The sequence below is a fragment of the Streptococcus sp. A34 genome (assembly GCF_043674115.1).
GTDB lineage: Bacteria > Bacillota > Bacilli > Lactobacillales > Streptococcaceae > Streptococcus > Streptococcus suis_V.
Window position 1 is genome coordinate 14,139 of sequence record NZ_JBIMJM010000018.1, and the last position, 19,595, is coordinate 33,733.

At 44.2% G+C, this 19,595-nt stretch carries 22 protein-coding genes; 17 read left to right on the top strand and 5 right to left on the bottom strand.

The genetic code is table 11. From position 1 onward, the window contains the following. Window positions 1–164: 164 nt before the first annotated feature. The 12 genes from uvrB to thrS all read left to right on the top strand — a co-directional run bounded on the left by uvrB (window position 165) and on the right by thrS (window position 10,046). Window positions 165–2,150: an excinuclease ABC subunit UvrB gene (uvrB, locus tag ACHBGV_RS05935; protein WP_394735871.1), complete on the top strand. Its 1,986-nt coding sequence runs from the start codon at window positions 165–167 to the stop codon at window positions 2,148–2,150. A 202-nt stretch (window positions 2,151–2,352) separates the two neighbouring features. Further along, window positions 2,353–2,829, top strand: coding sequence for a YSIRK-type signal peptide-containing protein (locus ACHBGV_RS05940; RefSeq protein ID WP_394735872.1), 477 nt, complete (start codon window positions 2,353–2,355; stop codon window positions 2,827–2,829). Window positions 2,830–2,990: 161 nt separating this feature from the next. Then, window positions 2,991–3,125 carry a hypothetical protein gene (locus ACHBGV_RS05945; RefSeq protein ID WP_269089460.1) on the top strand — a complete coding sequence of 45 codons (135 nt, stop codon included), beginning with the start codon at window positions 2,991–2,993 and terminating at the stop codon, window positions 3,123–3,125. Beyond that, window positions 3,126–3,407, top strand: coding sequence for a hypothetical protein (locus ACHBGV_RS05950; RefSeq protein ID WP_125266247.1), 282 nt, complete (start codon window positions 3,126–3,128; stop codon window positions 3,405–3,407). It abuts the gene before it with no gap. 6 nt (window positions 3,408–3,413) lie between these two features. Next, on the top strand, window positions 3,414–3,587 hold the full coding sequence (locus ACHBGV_RS05955) for a hypothetical protein (protein ID WP_172073559.1): 174 nt from the start codon (window positions 3,414–3,416) through the stop codon (window positions 3,585–3,587). Further along, on the top strand, window positions 3,584–3,808 hold the full coding sequence (locus ACHBGV_RS05960) for a hypothetical protein (RefSeq protein WP_125266248.1): 225 nt from the start codon (window positions 3,584–3,586) through the stop codon (window positions 3,806–3,808). The genes ACHBGV_RS05955 and ACHBGV_RS05960 overlap by 4 nt, the downstream gene beginning before the upstream one ends. 11 nt (window positions 3,809–3,819) lie before the next feature. Further along, window positions 3,820–4,539, top strand: a complete 720-nt coding sequence (locus tag ACHBGV_RS05965) for a hypothetical protein (protein ID WP_125266249.1) — start codon at window positions 3,820–3,822, stop codon at window positions 4,537–4,539. Between the two features lie 238 nt (window positions 4,540–4,777). Then, window positions 4,778–5,776, top strand: coding sequence for a glycosyltransferase family 4 protein (locus ACHBGV_RS05970; RefSeq protein ID WP_105122693.1), 999 nt, complete (start codon window positions 4,778–4,780; stop codon window positions 5,774–5,776). Then, window positions 5,777–7,090, top strand: a complete 1,314-nt coding sequence (locus tag ACHBGV_RS05975) for a glycosyltransferase family 4 protein (RefSeq protein WP_105110782.1) — start codon at window positions 5,777–5,779, stop codon at window positions 7,088–7,090. It begins immediately after the preceding gene. Window positions 7,091–7,101: 11 nt separating this feature from the next. Beyond that, window positions 7,102–7,485, top strand: coding sequence for a hypothetical protein (locus ACHBGV_RS05980; RefSeq protein WP_394735873.1), 384 nt, complete (start codon window positions 7,102–7,104; stop codon window positions 7,483–7,485). 268 nt (window positions 7,486–7,753) lie between these two features. Next, entirely contained in the window at window positions 7,754–8,080 is a 327-nt protein-coding gene (locus ACHBGV_RS05985) for a MazG-like protein (RefSeq protein WP_394735874.1), read from the top strand. Between the two features lie 13 nt (window positions 8,081–8,093). After that, complete coding sequence (gene thrS, locus ACHBGV_RS05990; protein ID WP_394735875.1) at window positions 8,094–10,046, top strand: threonine--tRNA ligase; 1,953 nt, start codon at window positions 8,094–8,096, stop codon at window positions 10,044–10,046. A gap of 104 nt (window positions 10,047–10,150) precedes the next feature. Here thrS and ACHBGV_RS05995 read toward each other — a convergent pair whose 3' ends face one another. Continuing rightward, window positions 10,151–11,026: a LysR substrate-binding domain-containing protein gene (locus ACHBGV_RS05995; protein WP_172079866.1), complete on the bottom strand. Its 876-nt coding sequence runs from the start codon at window positions 11,024–11,026 to the stop codon at window positions 10,151–10,153. 170 nt (window positions 11,027–11,196) lie between these two features. On the opposite strand from ACHBGV_RS05995, the gene ACHBGV_RS06000 reads away from it, so the two are divergent. Then, window positions 11,197–11,748 carry a DapH/DapD/GlmU-related protein gene (locus ACHBGV_RS06000; protein ID WP_394719786.1) on the top strand — a complete coding sequence of 184 codons (552 nt, stop codon included), beginning with the start codon at window positions 11,197–11,199 and terminating at the stop codon, window positions 11,746–11,748. Window positions 11,749–11,768: 20 nt separating this feature from the next. Continuing rightward, window positions 11,769–12,815, top strand: a complete 1,047-nt coding sequence (locus tag ACHBGV_RS06005) for an alcohol dehydrogenase catalytic domain-containing protein (RefSeq protein ID WP_394735876.1) — start codon at window positions 11,769–11,771, stop codon at window positions 12,813–12,815. Window positions 12,816–12,987: 172 nt separating this feature from the next. Here the strand turns inward: ACHBGV_RS06005 and ACHBGV_RS06010 are convergent, their stop codons facing one another. From ACHBGV_RS06010 to ACHBGV_RS06025, 4 genes are all read right to left on the bottom strand, one after another. Continuing rightward, entirely contained in the window at window positions 12,988–13,647 is a 660-nt protein-coding gene (locus tag ACHBGV_RS06010; RefSeq protein ID WP_105110789.1) for an amino acid ABC transporter permease, read from the bottom strand. Between the two features lie 11 nt (window positions 13,648–13,658). Then, on the bottom strand, window positions 13,659–14,357 hold the full coding sequence (locus tag ACHBGV_RS06015; RefSeq protein WP_394735877.1) for an amino acid ABC transporter permease: 699 nt from the start codon (window positions 14,355–14,357) through the stop codon (window positions 13,659–13,661). A 309-nt stretch (window positions 14,358–14,666) separates the two neighbouring features. After that, the gene (locus tag ACHBGV_RS06020) at window positions 14,667–15,506 is read right to left on the bottom strand and encodes a transporter substrate-binding domain-containing protein (protein ID WP_105122700.1); all 840 of its coding nucleotides are present in this window, start codon (window positions 15,504–15,506) and stop codon (window positions 14,667–14,669) included. A 9-nt stretch (window positions 15,507–15,515) separates the two neighbouring features. Further along, window positions 15,516–16,277, bottom strand: a complete 762-nt coding sequence (locus ACHBGV_RS06025; RefSeq protein ID WP_105110792.1) for an amino acid ABC transporter ATP-binding protein — start codon at window positions 16,275–16,277, stop codon at window positions 15,516–15,518. Window positions 16,278–16,468: 191 nt separating this feature from the next. On the opposite strand from ACHBGV_RS06025, the gene yycF reads away from it, so the two are divergent. The 3 genes from yycF to ACHBGV_RS06040 are packed head-to-tail and all read left to right on the top strand — an operon-like array spanning window position 16,469 to window position 19,324. Next, the gene (yycF, locus tag ACHBGV_RS06030; protein WP_172096003.1) at window positions 16,469–17,173 is read left to right on the top strand and encodes a response regulator YycF; all 705 of its coding nucleotides are present in this window, start codon (window positions 16,469–16,471) and stop codon (window positions 17,171–17,173) included. Further along, window positions 17,166–18,515, top strand: a complete 1,350-nt coding sequence (vicK, locus tag ACHBGV_RS06035; RefSeq protein WP_105110794.1) for a cell wall metabolism sensor histidine kinase VicK — start codon at window positions 17,166–17,168, stop codon at window positions 18,513–18,515. The genes yycF and vicK overlap by 8 nt, the downstream gene beginning before the upstream one ends. Window positions 18,516–18,520: 5 nt before the next feature. Next, window positions 18,521–19,324: an MBL fold metallo-hydrolase gene (locus ACHBGV_RS06040; protein ID WP_394735878.1), complete on the top strand. Its 804-nt coding sequence runs from the start codon at window positions 18,521–18,523 to the stop codon at window positions 19,322–19,324. The last annotated feature ends 271 nt before the right edge of the window (window positions 19,325–19,595 follow it).

Genomic DNA, 19,595 nt, shown 5'->3' on the forward strand with positions numbered 1-19,595 from the left:
AACTTTCCCATTGTATCATATTATGAAAATTAATGCAAAATCGAGGTTTTTATAATGTTAGAATTTCTGACATACAGAGTCAGCGAAATGTGAGAAAATTTAATCTTTCACCCCCGAAAAACTATTTTTTCAATGAAATGTCGGACTTGTGATAAAATAGAACCATGATCAACCGAAATACTGAAAACCAATTTAAACTAGTGTCAAAATATGCACCGTCTGGTGACCAGCCCCAAGCCATCGAAACCTTGGTCGATAATATCGAGGGTGGAGAAAAAGCCCAGATTCTCATGGGGGCGACAGGTACGGGTAAGACCTATACCATGAGTCAGGTCATTGCCCGTGTCAATAAGCCTACTCTGGTTATCGCCCACAACAAGACCTTGGCTGGTCAGCTTTATAGTGAGTTTAAGGAATTCTTCCCAGAAAATGCGGTAGAATACTTCGTGTCATACTACGATTACTACCAGCCAGAAGCCTATGTTCCGTCCAGCGACACCTATATTGAAAAGGATAGTTCGGTCAATGATGAGATTGACAAGCTCCGCCACTCAGCGACTTCAGCCCTGCTGGAACGAAACGATGTTATTGTTGTGGCTTCTGTTTCTTGTATCTACGGTTTGGGTTCACCCAAGGAATATTCAGATAGCGTGGTCAGCCTGCGTCCGGGTCAAGAGATTTCGCGCGATGAGTTGCTCAATTCTTTGGTAGATATCCAGTTTGAGCGCAACGACATCGACTTCCAACGGGGACGCTTCCGTGTACGTGGAGATGTGGTGGAGATTTTCCCAGCTTCTCGTGACGAACACGCTTTTCGTGTCGAATTTTTCGGCGATGAAATCGACCGCATCCGTGAGATTGAAAGCCTGACAGGTAAGGTTTTGGGCGATGTGGATCACTTGGCCATTTTCCCTGCCACCCACTTCGTGACCAACGATGATCACATGGAAACGGCTATTGCCAAGATTCAGGCGGAGCTGGAAGAGCAGCTCAAGGTCTTTGAATCAGAAGGAAAACTCTTAGAAGCTCAGCGATTGAAACAACGAACCGACTACGACATCGAGATGCTTCGGGAAATGGGCTACACCAACGGAGTTGAGAACTATTCTCGCCACATGGACGGGCGAAGCGAGGGCGAGCCTCCCTACACACTGCTGGACTTTTTCCCTGAAGACTACCTGATTATGATTGACGAGAGCCACATGACCATGGGGCAGATTAAGGGGATGTACAATGGTGACCGCTCACGCAAGGAGATGTTGGTCAACTATGGTTTCCGCCTCCCGAGTGCACTAGATAATCGTCCGCTGCGCAGGGAAGAATTTGAGAGCCATGTCCACCAGATTGTCTATGTATCTGCGACGCCGGGTGACTATGAAATGGAGCAGACCGATACCGTTGTCGAGCAGATTATTCGGCCGACAGGGCTTTTGGATCCAGAGGTGGAAGTCCGTCCAACCATGGGTCAAATGGATGACCTTTTAGGTGAAATCAATGCCCGTGTTGGGAAAGGCGAGCGGACTTTTATCACTACGCTGACCAAGAAAATGGCAGAGGACTTGACCGACTATCTTAAAGAAATGGGTGTCAAGGTCAAGTATATGCACTCGGACATCAAGACCTTGGAGCGTACGGAGATTATCCGTGATTTGCGTTTGGGCGTCTTTGATGTCTTGATAGGGATTAACCTCTTGCGTGAAGGGATTGACGTGCCAGAGGTTAGTCTGGTGGCAATCTTGGATGCTGATAAGGAAGGTTTCCTCCGTAATGAACGAGGGCTCATCCAGACAATCGGTCGGGCGGCCCGTAACTCTGAAGGTCATGTGATTATGTATGCAGACAAGGTCACCGAGTCTATGCGGAAGGCCATGGAAGAAACAGCCCGCCGCCGTCAAATCCAGATGGCTTATAATGAAGAACATGGTATCATTCCACAGACCATTAAGAAGGAAATCCGTGACCTGATTAGCGTAACCAAAGCTGTTACTCAGGACAAGGAAGAAGTGGTGGACTTCAATGCTCTCAACAAAGACGAACGCAAGGCTATGATCAAGAAACTGGAAGGACAAATGCAGGAAGCTGCAGAAGTGCTTGACTTTGAACTGGCAGCCCAGATTCGTGACATGGTCATCGAGTTGAAGAATAAGTAGAAAAGTAATAGAAAATCAGAACAAGGGGTATCAATCAGATGCTCTTTTTTCTATATTTTTACAGGAAGTAGTGTATACAAGTTCATGCTGAAAAATTCTTTCGATTTTTGATTCAAATTAGTCTTTGCTTTGGCCTTCTCCAGATATAAGAGTCTGACTTGCTTTCAGTAAGTTTTTAAGATGAATGTAGGGGGAAACAGATTTGTTTCGTAAACAACGATTTAGTATTCGTAAATTTTCAGTAGGAGTCGCATCAGTCTGTGTGGGTCTATTTTTAGGTGGTCAGATTGTTAACGCCGATAGTTTGCCAACTGAAAATCCAGCAACAGTTGCGGTGAGCAACAAGGATGTGCAGGCTGAGGTAGCAGCACCTGCAGTAACAGAAAATCAAGAACTGGCCATATCAGCAGAAGTTTCTGTTGAAACTGAGACAGAACCGGTAATTGAAGTGTCAGCACCAGCGGAAATTCCTATAGAACAGCCACTTGCGGTTGAGGAAGTGCCAGGAGAATCAGATCCTGAGCCAATTCTTTATCACAATCAATATAATACCATGTCTACCTTGCCAGGTACTGAGTATGCAACAGCTAAGTTCCCATTAGATCCTAATGAAAAACTGTTTGAAGAGGATATTCCCTATGTTGAGCCAGTAACTGCAGGCGACGGAGCAATATTATAGAGTTACAAGATGATACTCCTGAACAAAAGATGTTTGATGCGACGACAGGTCACTATACAGCACAGTTCAGCGTTGACTTGACAAAAGAAAAGCCAAGTGACTAGATTGTTATCGATCAATCAACGTTATGGGCAAATGGTTACGGGGATATTCTGATAAATATGACTGTAAGAAATTTGACCATTTCTGACCGTGGTTCACCGATGGTTGGTACGACGCGTTACGCTCGTACTAGTACCTATTCTCGTGCGGAAAATCCACAAATGGCTGTATTCAATAGAAACGACCAAGGTTGATTGGACCAGCAAAAAATGGCCATGCAGGAATTGGTGACCATGTCTAACCGAGCGTCCGTCTTGGGAGCGATTAGCCCAAGTGACCGCTACACTTTTGGCACAGTTATCCCGGCCTGTATGTATGCGGAAGCCAAGGCTATCATGCTCAGAAGTGAGGCAATTTACGCAAAAATCGGTAGTACAACTGCCTCTGATGCAACTTTAAATCGCGTCAAAGACCTCTTTGCTAGTTTGACAAACCGCTATAATGTCTACATGAACCGTAGCGATTTGGTCACTTAGGAAGATTTGATCAAGATTTATGGTAACTTCACAGTTAAAAATAGTGCTATTGACAATTTCTATAATTTCTACCAGGCCATGCCAGACGCCGCCAAATCACAATACGGTCTTATCAAAATTTATGACGACCCCATGGCTTTGGTGGAAATACCCTTGGATATGATGCTATTAACAATATGAATAATGCCGGTTTCAAAGGTGGTGTTATCGATGTGGAGAAAGGTCAATTTACCTGGGAAACCTATGTCATGGCTCACGAGCTCGGTCACGTTGTAGATGCTTATTCGGAAGAGACGGTACAGATCAATAATTTTTCAAGTGAGCTAGCATTCCAACCGATGGAACTCCAGTCATTGTTGCACCAGAAGAGAAAGTCATTACCAAAGGTACACAGCCGGTAGTTGAGACAGTGATGATTGAGTATGGTACTCGCTATGAGTCAGATTCTACTAAACCTGTGGGCTACTATAGTGAGACTGGTGGTGTTGACTGCAGTGAGACGACAACCACAACTTATAAAATTGACGCAGTCACTGGCGAAGTAACAGCGACAAGTACAACTACAATTATCGAACCAATTGCCAAAGTTATCATTATCGGCAGTCAACCGGCGCCAGTCGAAGAGACCCCAGTTGATGAACCAGCAGTTGTCACCCCAGAAGACGAACCACAGGTAGAAGCTCCGGTTGAGAAAACTCAGGTAGATACGCCAGTTGACGAACCAGCCGTTATAACACCAGCCGACGAGCCAGTTGTTGTAGCGCCAATTGATGAGCCACAGGGTACAATTTTGGTTGACGAGCTAATAGTTGTAGCTCCGGTTGAGGAACCTCAGGTAGAAACATCAGTTGTGGATTCAATTATCACAGCAAAAGGCGACAGCGTTACACATGAATTACCAGAGCTTGACATTACAGCCATTCTAAGTCAGGGTCACATTTTACCTACTGAAATCTTGCAAGAAACAACAGTTACTCCAACAATTTCGCATCTAGTTGGTGGTGGTGCTGCAGCTGGCGGTTCAGCAGAGGCGTATCACAAGGAACTGGTAACACTGAACAATCTGCTAGCAATCAATCCTCAGGACAAACTGCTAAAACATTGCCGATTACTGGACAAGAAGATGCTTTGACATCTCTTGGACTTGTAGTGGGAATGCTTGGATTTGGTTTAGTGAAAAGAAAAAAAGCTGAACTTGGCTAAAATATATACTCATTATGATGGGAAGTTGACCTTGTGTCAGCTTCTTTTTGGTTTTCTGCTCCTCGATTCATTAACAGTGTAGAAGGTTGAATAAAGCTAAGCCTTGTCTTCTTGGATTTTTCATGTTTCCGCTATATTTTTTCTTTTAAATCAACTATAATAGAATCATGAAAGTTTTACTCTATTTGGAAGGCAAGACAGTTCTGGAAAAATCAGGGATTGGTCGGGCCCTCCACCATCAAATGGAAGCCCTGGACATGGCTGGAATTCCCTATACGACGGACCTTTTAGGGGATTATGATGTCATTCATATCAATACCTATGGGCCACGTTCCTGGTTGCTTTTGCACGCTGCCAAACGCCATGGAAAGAAGGTCATTTTGCACGGGCATTCGACCAAGGAAGATTTTCAAAATTCCTTTATCGGATCCAATCGCCTGGCGCCATTTGTGGGAAAATATCTGGCCAGCATGTACCGAAAAGCAGATTTTATCATTACCCCGTCAGAGTATTCTAAGCAGCTCATCCAATCCTATGGGGTGACAACTCCAATCGTTGCCGTGTCCAATGGGATTGATTTGAACAAGTACAAGAAAGATGCTCGCAAAGAGGCTGTTTTTCGGGATTATTTCGGTATTAAAGAGGGACAACCAGTCGTGGTCTGTGCTGGGCTTTATTTCCGCCGCAAGGGCATAGAGGATTTTGTCAAGGTGGCTGAAAAGCTACCCCATGTGCGCTTCATTTGGCTAGGCTCTATCAATAAATGGATGATTCCATCCTATATCCGGAAAATTGTAGAAGGAGCTCATCCGCCTAATGTCGAGTTTCCTGGTTACTTCAAGGGGGCTGTTTTTCAGGGGGCAATGAGCGGAGCGGATGCCTTTTTCTTCCCATCCTATGAAGAGACGGAAGGGATTGTCGTCTTGGAAGCTTTAGCCAGCCACCAGCATGTTGTGCTGAGAGATATTCCAGTTTATGAAGGCTGGATTGATGAAACAAGTGCTGAATTGGGCAAGACTGTCGATGATTTTGTCCAATCCATTCAAAATATCTTAGATAAAAAAGTAGACAAGCGCGAGGCAGGTTATCAGGTGGCAGTTAGTCGCTCGATGGACAATGTAGCCCACCAGCTAGTAGAAGCCTATCGCCAAGTCATGGAGTTATAAATGCGTATTGGATTGTTTACAGATACCTATTTTCCGCAGGTTTCGGGGGTTGCGACTTCTATTCGGACCCTGAAAACGGAGCTGGAAAAACTAGGTCATGCAGTATTTATTTTTACGACCACTGATGAGGGTGTCAACCGCTATGAGGATTGGGATATTATCCGCATTCCTAGCGTGCCCTTCTTTGCCTTTAAGGACCGTCGAGTGGCCTATGCTGGCTTTGTGGATGCCTTGAAAATTGCCAGCCGTTACAAGCTGGATATTATTCATACCCATACGGAGTTTTCTTTGGGGATTTTGGGGAAATTGATTGCCAAGGAATTGGGGATTCCAGTTATTCATACCTACCATACCCAGTATGAGGACTACGTCCACTATATTGCTAAGGGGAAAATTATCCGCCCTAGCATGGTCAAGTATATCCTCAAACCCTTCTTCCGTGACCTTGATGGGATTATCTGTCCCAGCGAGATTGTAGAAGATTTGCTGAATAAGTATCAGGTTCCTATTTCCAAAAGGGTCATACCGACAGGAATTGATTTGGCCAAGTTTGACCGACCTGAGATTTGCCAAGAGGATATTGATGAACTGAGGCAGCAACTGGGGATTGCTAAGGATGAAACTATGCTGCTCAGCCTGTCTCGTATCTCCAATGAAAAAAATATTCAGGCCCTTGTCAAGGCCATGCCGGCTATTTTGGCTGAAAATCCCAAGGTCAAGCTGGTTATCGTTGGTGGTGGACCTTATGCGGGAGAGCTGCAGGAGATGATTGACCGCATGCAGCTGGCCAGTCATATTCAGATGACGGGCATGATTGCGCCGAGCGATACTGCTCTATACTATAAAGCGGCTGATTTCTTTATCTCGGCATCTACCAGTGAAACCCAGGGTCTGACCTTCTTGGAAAGCCTGGCATCAGGCACTCCAATCCTAGCCCATTCGAATCCTTATTTGGATAATTTGGTGACGGACAAGATGTTTGGAACCCTCTTTAAGCGGGAAAAGGACATAGCAGATGTGGTCATTGATGCGATTTTGGCGACGCCAAGCATGAATGCCTACTTGCTGGAGAAAAAGCTCTATGAAATTTCCGCCAAGAATTTCGGTCACCGAGTTTTTGAGTATTACCTGGATTTGAAAATTTCCCATGATTTCCAGAAGGAACACACCAATCAAGACAGTGTGGCAGAAGTATTGCTCAAGGGAGCGGTCACCTTACCAGCCAAGGCCGTTGTCAAATCAACCGACACCACAGCTCGGATTCTCAGAAAATCAGTTGCCCAGGTCAAATCCGTTCGTAATTTCTTTGATTAGGAGGGATGAAAATGAAGAATTCAGGAAAAATCTTTTGGTACATCTTGCCTACTTTGCTGGTCTATTATCTGGTGCCGGTGCTGATCATGTATTCTCCGCTAGATGACTATACCATAAAAGGGCTTTTGATTAACTTAATTATCATCTACCAGCCGGTCTTTATTTTACTTGTATCGACAATCTATTCAATAAAAAACGGCTTTTCCTGGTGGTTTCCACTGCTACAAGGCTTGTTTTATCTGCCAGTCGATGCCCTGATTTTTCCAAATGCAGAGGGCTCAGAAATCTACGTTATTCCTTACATTCTCATAGGTTTTCTCGGAGTAGGAGTAGGGGTTTTGATGAGGAAGATGCTTGGAATTGGAAAATCTAGAAATTCTCGCAAAAATCCTTGAAAAATCCGAAAATCCTGCTATAATAACTGTTAGAGACTTATCCATTCTAGGAAATCTTTGAGAGAGTGCGTGGTTGCTGTGAGCGCATAGAGGATAGGATGGACACTACTCGGTATGATTTTATGCAAACATAAAAGGGTGGTTCCCTTATCGCCATTCTGAGGTCATCAGTTTTTTTGAGCTGGTGATGAATGAAGGTGGAACCACGTTACGACGTCCTTTTGTGAGGGCGTCGTGTTTTCTTTTTTGACAAAATAAGGAGATGAAGTTGACCAGCATTCCACAAGAAACGATTGACCGTTGCCTAGCCGTTCGCAAGGCTTACAGAGAGTTGGAGGTCAAGCACCACGACAAAGAGTGGTCTATTGAAGAGGACCTCTTGGCTTTGACTAACGATATTGGCAATATGAATCGTCTCATTATGACCAAGCAGGGTCGTTACTATGACGAAACGCCCTATACCTTGGAGCAGAAACTGGCTGAAAATATCTGGTGGTTGATCGCATTGGCTTACCGCCTCGATATCGATATTCAAAAAGAAATGGAAACCTTTTTAGCTCAAAAAGAAGAGTTATTAGGGATTAAAAATAAATAATAAGGAGATAACCATGATAAACATTACATTCCCAGATGGTGCTGTTCGTGAGTACCAAGCTGGTGTGACAACTTTTGAAATTGCGGAGAGCATCAGCAAGTCTTTGGCGAAAAAGGCGCTTGCTGGTAAGTTCAATGGTAAATTGATTGATACTACTCGTGCCATTGAAGAGGATGGGACGCTTGAAATCGTAACACCTGATCATGAAGATGCTTTGGACATCTTGCGTCACTCAGCTGCCCACTTATTTGCCCAAGCGGCTCGTCGCCTTTTCCCAGACATCAAGTTGGGCGTTGGTCCAGCTATTCAGGACGGTTTCTACTATGACACGGACAATGTGGCTGGTCAGATTTCAAATGAAGATCTGCCACGCATTCAGGAAGAAATGATGAAGATTGTCAAGGAAAACTTCCCTTCTGAACGCCGTGAAGTGACTAAGGAAGAAGCTCTTGAGATTTTCAAAAACGATCCATACAAGTTGGAACTCATTCAAGAACACTCTGATGACGAGGGTGGTTTGACTATCTATACCCAGGGTGAATACGTTGACCTTTGCCGTGGCCCACACGTTCCGTCAACAGGTCGTATCCAGATTTTTGAATTGCTCAATGTGGCTGGTGCTTACTGGCGTGGTAAGAGCGAAAATCCAATGATGCAACGTGTCTATGGTACAGCTTGGTTTGACAAGAAAGACCTCAAGGCTTACCTTCAAATGCGTGAGGAAGCAAAAGAACGTGACCACCGTAAACTTGGTAAGGAATTAGATCTCTTCATGATCAGTCAAGAAGTTGGCCAAGGTTTGCCATTCTGGTTGCCAAATGGTGCAACTATTCGTCGTACCTTGGAGCGTTACATCACAGACAAGGAATTGGCTTCAGGTTACCAGCACGTTTATACGCCACCGTTGGCTTCTGTTGAGCTCTACAAGACTTCAGGTCACTGGGAGCATTACTCAGAAGATATGTTTCCAACTATGGACATGGGCGACGGTGAGGAGTTTGTGCTTCGTCCGATGAACTGCCCGCACCACATTCAAGTTTACAAAAACCATGTGCGTTCTTACCGTGAATTGCCAGTGCGTATCGCTGAGCTTGGTATGATGCACCGCTATGAGAAATCAGGTGCATTGACTGGTTTGCAGCGTGTGCGTGAGATGACTCTTAACGACGGTCATATCTTTGTCACACCTGAGCAAATCCAAGAAGAGTTTAAAAAAGCTCTCCAGTTGATTATCGATGTGTACGCAGATTTCAACCTAAACGACTATCGTTTCCGCCTGTCTTATCGTGACCCAGAGGACAAAGAGAAGTACTATGATAACGATGAGATGTGGGAAAATGCCCAGCGTATGCTGAAAGGTGCCATGGATGAAATGGGTGTGGATTACTTTGAAGCAGAGGGTGAAGCAGCCTTCTACGGTCCGAAATTGGATATTCAAGTGAAGACTGCCCTTGGTAACGAAGAAACCCTGTCAACCATTCAGTTGGACTTCCTCTTGCCAGAACGCTTTGGTTTGACTTATATCGGTGCTGATGGTGAGGAGCACCGCCCAGTCATGATTCACCGTGGTGTGATTTCAACTATGGAGCGCTTCACCGCTATCTTGATTGAAACCTACAAGGGTGCCTTCCCAACCTGGTTGGCTCCAACCCAAGTGACTATGATTCCAATCTCTGTGGAAGCTCACTTGGATTACGCTTGGAAGGTTGCCAAAGAATTGCAAGACCGTGGCGTTCGCGTACACGTAGATGAGCGTAACGAGAAGATGCAATACAAGATCCGTCAGAGCCAGACCAGCAAGATTCCATACCAGCTCATCGTCGGTGACAAGGAAATGGAAGATAATGCTGTCAACGTTCGTCGCTACGGAAGTAAAGTAACGCAAACTCAGTCTGTATCAGAATTTGTGGATCATATCTTAGCAGATATTGCTCGCAAATCACGTCCAGCTGAAACAGCTGAATAATAATTATAAGGAGAAGTCCGAAAGGGCTTCTTTTTTGACAGCGAAAAACTCCCAAGTTGTCAAAATAGAATAGACTAGATTTCTTTAGAAAGCTGATTGTCATTTTACTGGACATTCGTTTCAGAAATCTCTTTTAAAATTTTTAAAAACTTATTGGCGACCCTGGATTGATTGTTTTGTTTTTTCCAGAGAACTTGTAGAGGGTCATGGTTACCTTCTTGTAATTTTATAAATTTTAGTTGGCTATATTCATCAGTCAAGACAATGCCGTTCAAGCAAAGTGCAACACCAACACCTGCCTTGACAAGAAGAGCAGCATTATATAGAAGATTATAAGTTGCAACAATGCGATAATCACCAACTTTATCTAGTTCTTCAAAGGTGATGTTGGGCTGAGCAGATACTATCAGTGGATATTTGATTACATCATGAAGTTTTGGGGTCTGAAGAGTGGCTAAGGGATGATTTTTTGGAACAAGTATCCCCCAAGAATCTCTATTTGGAAGAGGTAAGTGATTATATTTACTTTCATCAAAAGAACCAAAGGTTATACCGATATCAATATTGCCTTGGTCTAAATATTCTTGTACATAGTCAGAGTTACCACTAAGAATGTGTACTTTAACTTCTGGATAGGTAGTGGTCAATTTTTTAACGGCTCGTGCCATGATATCCAGAGATTGACTTTCCGCGGCTCCAATACTAAGTTCACCCGAAATACCATCGTTTCTACGGATGTTATTTTCTGTTTTATTGACTAAGGATAGAATTTCTATGGCGCGATTGTAAAGGTAACGCCCGTCTTCGGTTATCTGAATTTCTCGGCTACCACGATCGAAAAGCTGAGTTTCTAATTCTGTTTCCAAGTCTCGAATTTGTCGAGAAAGGGTTGGCTGTGTGATATGCAAGGCCTTGGCGGCATTAGATATAGATTTGGTTTGTACGATTGTGACAAAGTAATTAAGAACACGGATATCCATTACTAGCTCCTAGTGATTTTTTAGAATTATTATACCACAATATATGCCTCATAGGCATACATAGAACATAAAACAAGTATTTGATTATGGGTTGTGTTTGTAATAAAATATCTAAAGAAAACAGGAAAGGAAACAGTAACTAAAATAAGGTATGAAGTATGCATCAAGAAATTAAATCGTTCATTGAAACAGGAGAAATCATTAAAAAAGGAGACATTGTTTACGAACTTATTCACGAAATTACTGCTGAAACCTTACCGCTTATAGAAAAATTGAATACAGAAGTCCAAAGCGAAGCGAGTAAACGTGACTTGCTGGAAAAAATCATGTGTAAGAAGTTGGATGATACAACGTCAATTGCATTGCCTTTCCGAACGGATTTCGGACGCCATATTTCCATCGGTAAGGAAGTTTTTATCAATACGGATGTGATGATGACAGATTTAGGTGGGATTGTTATTGAGGACAAGGTCTTGATTGGTCCTCGTGCTATGATTATCTCAGTTAATCACCCTCAAGAATCATCACAGCGACGGGGCTTAATTTTGAAATCCGTCCATATTAAGAACAATGCCTGGATTGGTGCGGGAGCAACTATATTACCAGGGGTGACGGTTGGTGAAAATGCTATAGTAGGTGCTGGAAGTGTTGTGACAAAGGATGTACCTGATAATACAACTGTTGCAGGTGTACCTGCTAAAATTATTAATACAAATCATTAATTTTGGAAGGAAATATTAAATTGAAAACTGCTATTTTTGAAAAAGCTGGGTCAATGATTATCGAAGAGGTTAATAAACCAACGATTCAAGCACCGGATGACGCCATTATAAAAATTGTCCGTGCCTGTGTTTGTGGTTCGGACCTCTGGTCATACTCTCATGGGGATGGTAAAGAAGGTTATTCTGTCAATTCTGGACACGAGGCACTTGGTATTGTTGAAGAAGTTGGTCCCGAAGTGACAGATATTCATCCCGGAGATTTTGTCATTGTACCCTTTACGCATGGTTGTGGTGAATGCGATGCCTGCCGTGCTGGATTTGACGGCACTTGTGATAATCATGTAGCTCCGACTAACTGGGGAAACGGTTACCAGGCAGAATACCTACGTTTTCACTATGCGAACTGGGCACTGATTAAAGTACCTGGTCAGCCATCTGATTACTCAGAAGATCTGCTGAAGTCTTTACTGGCCTTGGCAGATGTCATGCCTACAGGATATCATGCTGCGAGGGTAGCACAAGTGAAACAAGGCGACAAGGTCGTTGTGATTGGAGATGGCGCTGTCGGTCAATGTGCCGTTATTGCTGCTAAAATGCGAAGTGCGTCTCAAATCATTATGATGAGCCGTCATGAAGATCGTCAGAAATTAGCCCTTCAACTGGGTGCAACTGCTGTTGTTGCTGAACGTGGTGAGAAAGGTATTGCAAAGGTGCGTGAAATTTTAGGTGGAGGAGCAGATGCTGCCCTTGAGTGCGTTGGTACAGAATCTTCTATTGAGCAGGCACTGGGGGTCCTTCATAATGGTGGTCGTATCGGCTATGTTGGTATCCCTCACTACAATAACCGTCCGATTGGCTCGACGTTTGCACAGAATATTTCCTTCGGCGGTGGTTCAGCATCGGTCACTACCTATGTCAAAAATGAATTACTCGAAGCCGTCTTGGATGGAAGGATTAACCCTGGCAAAGTTTTCACAAATACCTATGATTTCAGTGAAATTAACCAAGCCTATCAAGATATGGCGGACCGTAAAGAGATTAAATCTATGTTGATTGTTTCTGAGTAACCGTTATCTCATAAATTCGTTCGCTCAAAAATCTCGAATATTATCAGCACTATTTTGTCCTTCAACATAGTCATTTTCTATCAACTAGCAGAATGATTTTGTAAATCAGCGAAGTCCGAAAGGACTTCTTTTTGCATAGAAAAAAACTCCCGAAAATCAGGAGTTGTCATTCTTATTCAATACTGCTTGCCCAAGACTTAGCCACGTAGCGTGATAGGCTGGAAATGGCGAAGTTGATGAGGAAGTAGATGAGGGCAACCATGAGATAGAGAGCAAAGACCTGCTCGGCCTCAAAGTAGCGTCCCATGAGGATTTGGCTGGAGCCAAAGAGTTCCTGGAGGGCAATAACGGAATAGAGAAAACTGGTGTCCTTGATGACCGTTACGATTTGTGAAATGATGGCTGGCAACATCTTGCGAATAGCCTGTGGCATGATGATATAAATCATAATCTGGACAGGTGTGAATCCTTGCGCCAGACCAGCCTCTGTTTGACCTGGACCAATGGCATTGAGACCACCGCGGATGATTTCTGCCATAGCAGCGGTCGTGAAAATGGTAAAAGCTGTAATACCAGCTGGCGTTGACTTCATCTGAAATACCAAGAAAACAGTGAAAATCCAGAGCAGGTTGGGTACGTTACGGACAAATTCGATATAGATCGTTGCAATCCACTTGAAGAGTGGATTTTTTCCATTTCGCATGATGGCCAAAATCATTCCGAAGAGGACAGATAGGACCACAGAGATGCTTGAAATGTAGAGAGTGAGCTGCAAACCAGACCAGAGCAATTGGAAGGTCGATGGTTTGAGAAGTTCTGAAATAGTATTCATCATAGACCTCCTTAATGACTGAAGGCAGCCTTGTTTTTCTCTTCAATCCGGCGTCCCCAGCTAGCAACGGGGAAACACATGATAAAGTAGAGAAAGGCCGCGCCTGCAAAGGCTGGAATGTAGTTGGCATTCATGGCAGACCAGGACTTGGTCATGAACATGATGTCTGCACCAGAGATAATAGCGACCGTGGCCGTATTTTTAATCAAGTTAACCACTTGGTTGGTTAATGGTGGAAGAATGGTTGGGATAGCCTGTGGCAAGATGATGATGCGCATAGTCTCGCTGGCAGTAAAGCCTTGAGATAGGGCAGCCTCAGTCTGACCAGTCGGTACCGCCTCGATACCTGCACGGATAACTTCGGCAATATAGGCACCGTGGTAAAGCCCGACACAGATAACCGCTGTCCAATAGATAGATGGCATGAGCACATAGTTGGAAATCAAGGGCAGACCGTAATAGACAATCATGAATTGCACCAAGAGTGGTGTGTTTTGGTAGTATTCAACATAAATACGGGACAACAATTTGAGTGATTTTTTCTTGCTGGATGATAGGCTACCGAAGAGAATTCCTAGCAGCATGGCCGTGATAAAGGCACCGATAGAAATAGCTAGGGTAAAGAGGAAGCCTTGGAAAAAGACTGGAAAATCATTGAAGTAGCTCAGCCAGTTTTCCCAAGCATAGGGGCTAGTTGCAAAAACAAACATAACCGTTCCTTTCTAGTATGTAGTAGTAGGTGGTTGGATGTGAGTCTCGGCTCACTTGCTGTGGTTCGAGTCAGCATCTCAGCACAATGGTTGATTGGCGGTTTGGTTCGCGTTTTACGCTCCGAACCAGCCCTAACGAATGATATGAACTGTGTTCGTTCAATTTCCAACCTCCAAAGGTTCCCCGAACCTTGGAGCTGTGCGGGGGAGGGAGTAAAACGGTCTGGGAATAGACCGTTTTAGCCTGAACCCAGAAACTCGAGAGTTTAGACGAACTCTCTTTCCCTTAGTCGAGTTCTTTCCCGCTCCCTATTCATCTGTTTCAGTGACAGGTTTGAGTCCGTTGGCATCGTAGATAGCCTGTAGACTGCCATCCGCTGTCCATGTTTCGATGAGACCGTTTAAGTAATCATTAAGGTCGTTATTGGATAATTTAGTCACAATGCCGTAGTCCGATGCTGAGAAGCTGAAGTCCATGAGCTTAGACTGGGAACCAATATAGCCTGACAGGATAGACTGGTCTACTGAGAAGGCATCTGTGCGATGGGCACGGAGAGAAACAGAGAGTTCAGGATAAGAACCCAATTCTGCGAAGGTTACGGAAATGCCGTGCTTATCAGCTAAATCAGAAATTAGTTTTCGTGTGATAGAGCCTTGGGCAACCCCGATGTTCTTACCGTCCAAATCCTTGAAGGTCTTGATACCAGAATCCTTATTAACCAGGAAGCCGACAGCGTCTGTATAGTAAGGGCTGGTAAAGTTATAGAGGAGTTTGCGTTCTTCCGTGATGGTGAAAGTCGCGATGACCATGTCGACCTGCTCGTTGTCTAGAAGTGGACCACGAGTCTGTGCTGTAACTGGTGTAAATTCGATATCTACGCCCAGTTCTTGTGCAATTTTGCGGGCAATGTCAATTTCCATTCCTTCAAATTCGCCAGTGTCTGGATTTTTAAAACCAAAGTTTGGTACGTCTTGTTTGACGCCGACACGGAGAACACCACGGTCAATGATAGCCTGGACCTGGTCGCTGCTGACAGCTTGAGCAGGAGTTTCAGTCTGCACCTTGGTTTGACTGAAAGCAAAGAGGAGGACCACACCAATCAAGAGCATCCGAATGGCGAAAAATAAATTGATTTTCTTTGTATCCATAGGCACCTCCTAGATCTTAACCTTATCTGATTCGTGGTTGATAATCTTGCTGAGGAACTGCTTGGCGCGTGGTTCTGTTGGATTGTCAAAGAAGCCATTGACGTCGGTCGTATCCACCAAAACCTCGCCTTCTGCCATGAAGATGATACGATCAGCCACCTCACGGGCAAAGCCCATTTCATGGGTTACAACAATCATGTTCATGCCGTCGCGGGCCAATTTTTGCATAACTGCAAGAACATCACCGATGGTTTCAGGGTCAAGGGCAGAAGTTGGCTCATCAAAGAGCAGGAGTTCGGGGTGCATAGCCAGTCCACGGGCGATAGCCACACGCTGCTTTTGTCCACCAGAAAGCATGGCTGGATAAGAGTTCTTGCGGTCCCAGAGGTTTACAAATTCTAGGTATTTTTGCGCAGTCTTCTCTGCTTCTGCCTTGTCAATGCCCAAAACCTTGATAGGGGCTAGGGTAACATTTTCTAGGACTGTCTTATGAGGATAGAGGTTGAAATGTTGGAAAACCATGCCGACCTCTTTGCGGAGAGCAACTAGTTCCTTGGTAGATGAACCAGATACGGTGTGGCCGTGTACCACCAATTCACCGTCTTCTACAGACTCCAGTCCATTGATGGTACGAATCAATGTGGATTTTCCAGAACCAGAAGGGCCGAGGAGTACAACAACCTGACCAGGTTCAAATTCTAAGTTGATATTGCGTAGGGCGTGGTAGTCGCCGTAATATTTATTAACATTCTTAAACGATACTAATGACATGAGAATCTCCTTTATCTAACGCGATACTAAGCATCATATCATTGCAAAGATTAAATGTCAAGTATATTCTGACAATTTAAGAATTCTATATGTTAGAAAATATAACATAGAATAGCGGGATAGATTTTAAACATGAATTTTCCAGATAAGTTATGATATAATAGAAGAAATAAATTAAAGGTATAAGTAATATGAAAAAAATTCTAGTTGTAGATGATGAGAGACCCATCTCGGATATTATTAAATTTAACATGACCCGTGAGGGCTATGAGGTCGTGACAGCTTTTGATGGTCGCGAGGCCTTAGAAGTATTTGAAGCGGAGTTTCCGGACATTGTCATTCTGGATTTGATGTTGCCAGAGTTGGATGGTTTGGAAGTGGCCCGTACCATTCGTAAGACCAGCAATGTGCCCATTATTATGTTGTCTGCCAAGGATAGCGAATTTGACAAGGTTATTGGCTTGGAAATTGGAGCGGACGATTATGTGACCAAGCCTTTCTCTAACCGTGAATTGCAGGCCCGCGTCAAGGCTCTGCTTCGCCGGAGCGAGTTGACAGAGACCCAGTCCATTCCTGTTGTGGCTGGCAAGGCGGAATTGGTCATCGGAGACCTGGTGATTTTGCCCGATGCCTTTGTTGCCAAAAAACATGGTAAGGAATTGGAATTGACCCACCGGGAGTTCGAGCTGCTCTATCATCTGGCCCAACACATTGGTCAAGTCATGACCCGCGAGCACTTGCTGGAAACAGTTTGGGGCTATGATTACTTTGGTGATGTCCGGACGGTCGACGTGACGGTTCGTCGTTTGCGTGAGAAAATCGAAGACATTCCAAGCCGCCCTGAATACATCTTGACCCGCCGTGGCGTCGGGTACTTTATAAAATCCAATGATTAATCAACTGCGTTACCTGATAACGACCTCGGAATTCTGGTTTATTGTCATCAGTATTGGCTTTGTGATTGCCATTACTGTTCTCTTGATTGAGAATTACCGGGACAATAAGCAGATTAAACAATTAAATGAACGTGTTAAGTCGCTCATGGAAGGAGATTATGCGGATGTTCTGGATCTAAGAGGTAGTCCGGAAATTACGGATATGACCAACTCCTTGAACGATTTGTCTGAAATGATTCGCCTGACGCATGATAATTTGGAACAGGAAAAAACACGCCTCAGTTCCATTTTGTCTTATATGAGTGATGGTGTTGTGGCAACCGATCGAATGGGGCGCATCATTATGATTAACGACATGGCCCAGAAACAATTAGGTCTGAGCGTACAGGAGGCGACGCAATCAGATATCTTGGATGTTTTGGACCTCCAGGAGGAATACAGTTTTCGTGAATTGCTGGCTCAGACACCGGAAATTGTGCTTGAGCACACCAATGAAAACCAGGAATTTCTGACACTTCGGGCAAATTTTGCGACCATTCGGAGCGAAAGTGGCTTGATTTCTGGTCTGGTTATTGTCCTGCATGATATGACTGAGCAGGCCAAGGAAGAGCGGGAGCGGCGGCTCTTTGTATCTAATGTTAGCCACGAGTTGCGGACACCTCTAACATCTGTCAAGTCTTATCTAGAAGCCTTGGACGAGGGTGCTATTACAGAAACGGTGGCTCCAAGCTTTGTCAAGGTTTCTCTAGATGAGACCAACCGCATGATGAGGATGATTACGGATCTCCTGAGCCTGTCACGTTTTGACAATCAAGTCGGTGAGTTGAATCTAGAATTGATTAACTTCACGGCCTTTGTCACCTTTATTCTCAACCGTTTTGATCAGATGAAGAATTCAGATTCTGAGAAGATTTATTCGATTGTGCGAGACTATCAGATTAGTCCGATTTGGATAGAAATTGATACGGACAAGATGACCCAGGTTTTGGACAATATCCTGAATAATGCAATCAAGTATTCGCCGGATGGGGGCAAAATCACTTTCAGTATGAAGACCACGGACAGTCAGCTGATTGTCTCCATCTCTGACCAAGGGCTGGGAATTCCCAAGGCTGATTTGCCTAAGATTTTTGACCGATTTTACCGGGTGGACAAGGCACGTTCGCGGTCCCAAGGGGGGACAGGTCTGGGCTTAGCCATTGCCAAGGAAATTGTGAAACAGCATAAGGGTTTTATTTGGGCTAAGTCAGAATATGGACACGGTTCGACCTTTACTATTGTCTTGCCATACAGTAAGGAAATCGCTATGGATGAGTGGGATGACACTCTTGAGGAAGAATAGGAGTTATGACGGAAGTAGGTTTTAAATATAGTATTTTGGCGTCTGGCTCCAGCGGCAATTGTTTTTATTTGGAGACGCCTAAGAAACGAATTTTGGTGGATGCGGGGCTTTCTGGTAAGAAAATTACCAGTCTCTTGGCAGAAATCGACCGCAAGCCAGATGATATTGATGCCATTTTGGTGACCCATGAGCACAGCGACCATATCCATGGAATCGGTGTTCTGGCCCGCAAATACGGTATGGACATTTATGCCAATGAGCAGACCTGGCAGGCCATGGACGGCAAGTTGGGCAAGATTGATATAGCACAAAAGCACATTTTTGAACTGGGGGTAACCAAGACCTTTGGTGACCTGGACATTGAGTCCTTCGGTGTTAGCCACGATGCGGCCTGTCCGCAGTTTTACCGTTTTATGAAGGATGATAAATCCTTTGTTATGCTGACGGATACGGGTTATGTCAGCGACCGGATGGCTGGGATTGTGGCCAATGCAGATGGCTATTTGATTGAGTCCAATCATGATGTTGAAATCCTGCGTGCGGGTTCTTATTCGTGGAATTTGAAACAGCGGATTTTGTCGGATAAGGGGCATCTCTGCAATGAAGATGGAGCAGATGCCATGATTCGGACCCTGGGTAATCGGACTAAGAAAATCTATCTTGGTCACTTGTCCAAGGAAAACAATATTAAAGAACTGGCCCACATGACCATGGTCAATCAGCTGGCCCAGGCTGATTTGGGAGTAGGAGTGGATTTCCAAGTCTACGATACATCGCCCGATACGGCGACACCGCTGGTCTCCATTTGACAATCATAGCGTCAACAATTACATAGAGGAGAATCGCTGGCAGGCGGTTCTCTTTATCATTATTATTCGATAGACGGCATGAATCTAGAGCAATCAGTAAATCTGGTTGCTTTTCTTTTTGACGAAATAAGGTGGGACAGTAGTGGCAAATGTTTACAAATGCTCTTTTAAATTATTGAATTAAAGTGTAAATACCCAATTTGTAAAATTAAGCTAGACAGAAAAAGCCATCTATGTTAGGCTCAGATAAACTACCACATTTGTCTGAAAG

Bases quoted from the DNA above. Each gene is read 5' to 3' on its own strand.
- uvrB (WP_394735871.1), top strand. From the start codon at position 165: ATGATCAACCGAAATACTGAAAACCAATTTAAACTAGTGTCAAAATAT.
- ACHBGV_RS05995 (WP_172079866.1), bottom strand. From the start codon at position 11,026: ATGGATATCCGTGTTCTTAATTACTTTGTCACAATCGTACAAACCAAA.
- vicK (WP_105110794.1), top strand. From the start codon at position 17,166: ATGATTAATCAACTGCGTTACCTGATAACGACCTCGGAATTCTGGTTT.
- ACHBGV_RS05960 (WP_125266248.1), top strand. From the start codon at position 3,584: ATGAATAATGCCGGTTTCAAAGGTGGTGTTATCGATGTGGAGAAAGGT.
- ACHBGV_RS06010 (WP_105110789.1), bottom strand. From the start codon at position 13,647: ATGAATACTATTTCAGAACTTCTCAAACCATCGACCTTCCAATTGCTC.
- thrS (WP_394735875.1), top strand. From the start codon at position 8,094: ATGATAAACATTACATTCCCAGATGGTGCTGTTCGTGAGTACCAAGCT.
- ACHBGV_RS06025 (WP_105110792.1), bottom strand. From the start codon at position 16,277: ATGTCATTAGTATCGTTTAAGAATGTTAATAAATATTACGGCGACTAC.
- ACHBGV_RS05970 (WP_105122693.1), top strand. From the start codon at position 4,778: ATGAAAGTTTTACTCTATTTGGAAGGCAAGACAGTTCTGGAAAAATCA.
- ACHBGV_RS05945 (WP_269089460.1), top strand. From the start codon at position 2,991: ATGACTGTAAGAAATTTGACCATTTCTGACCGTGGTTCACCGATGGTT.
- ACHBGV_RS05965 (WP_125266249.1), top strand. From the start codon at position 3,820: ATGATTGAGTATGGTACTCGCTATGAGTCAGATTCTACTAAACCTGTG.
- yycF (WP_172096003.1), top strand. From the start codon at position 16,469: ATGAAAAAAATTCTAGTTGTAGATGATGAGAGACCCATCTCGGATATT.
- ACHBGV_RS05980 (WP_394735873.1), top strand. From the start codon at position 7,102: ATGAAGAATTCAGGAAAAATCTTTTGGTACATCTTGCCTACTTTGCTG.
- ACHBGV_RS06020 (WP_105122700.1), bottom strand. From the start codon at position 15,506: ATGGATACAAAGAAAATCAATTTATTTTTCGCCATTCGGATGCTCTTG.
- ACHBGV_RS06040 (WP_394735878.1), top strand. From the start codon at position 18,521: ATGACGGAAGTAGGTTTTAAATATAGTATTTTGGCGTCTGGCTCCAGC.
- ACHBGV_RS05975 (WP_105110782.1), top strand. From the start codon at position 5,777: ATGCGTATTGGATTGTTTACAGATACCTATTTTCCGCAGGTTTCGGGG.
- ACHBGV_RS06015 (WP_394735877.1), bottom strand. From the start codon at position 14,357: ATGTTTGTTTTTGCAACTAGCCCCTATGCTTGGGAAAACTGGCTGAGC.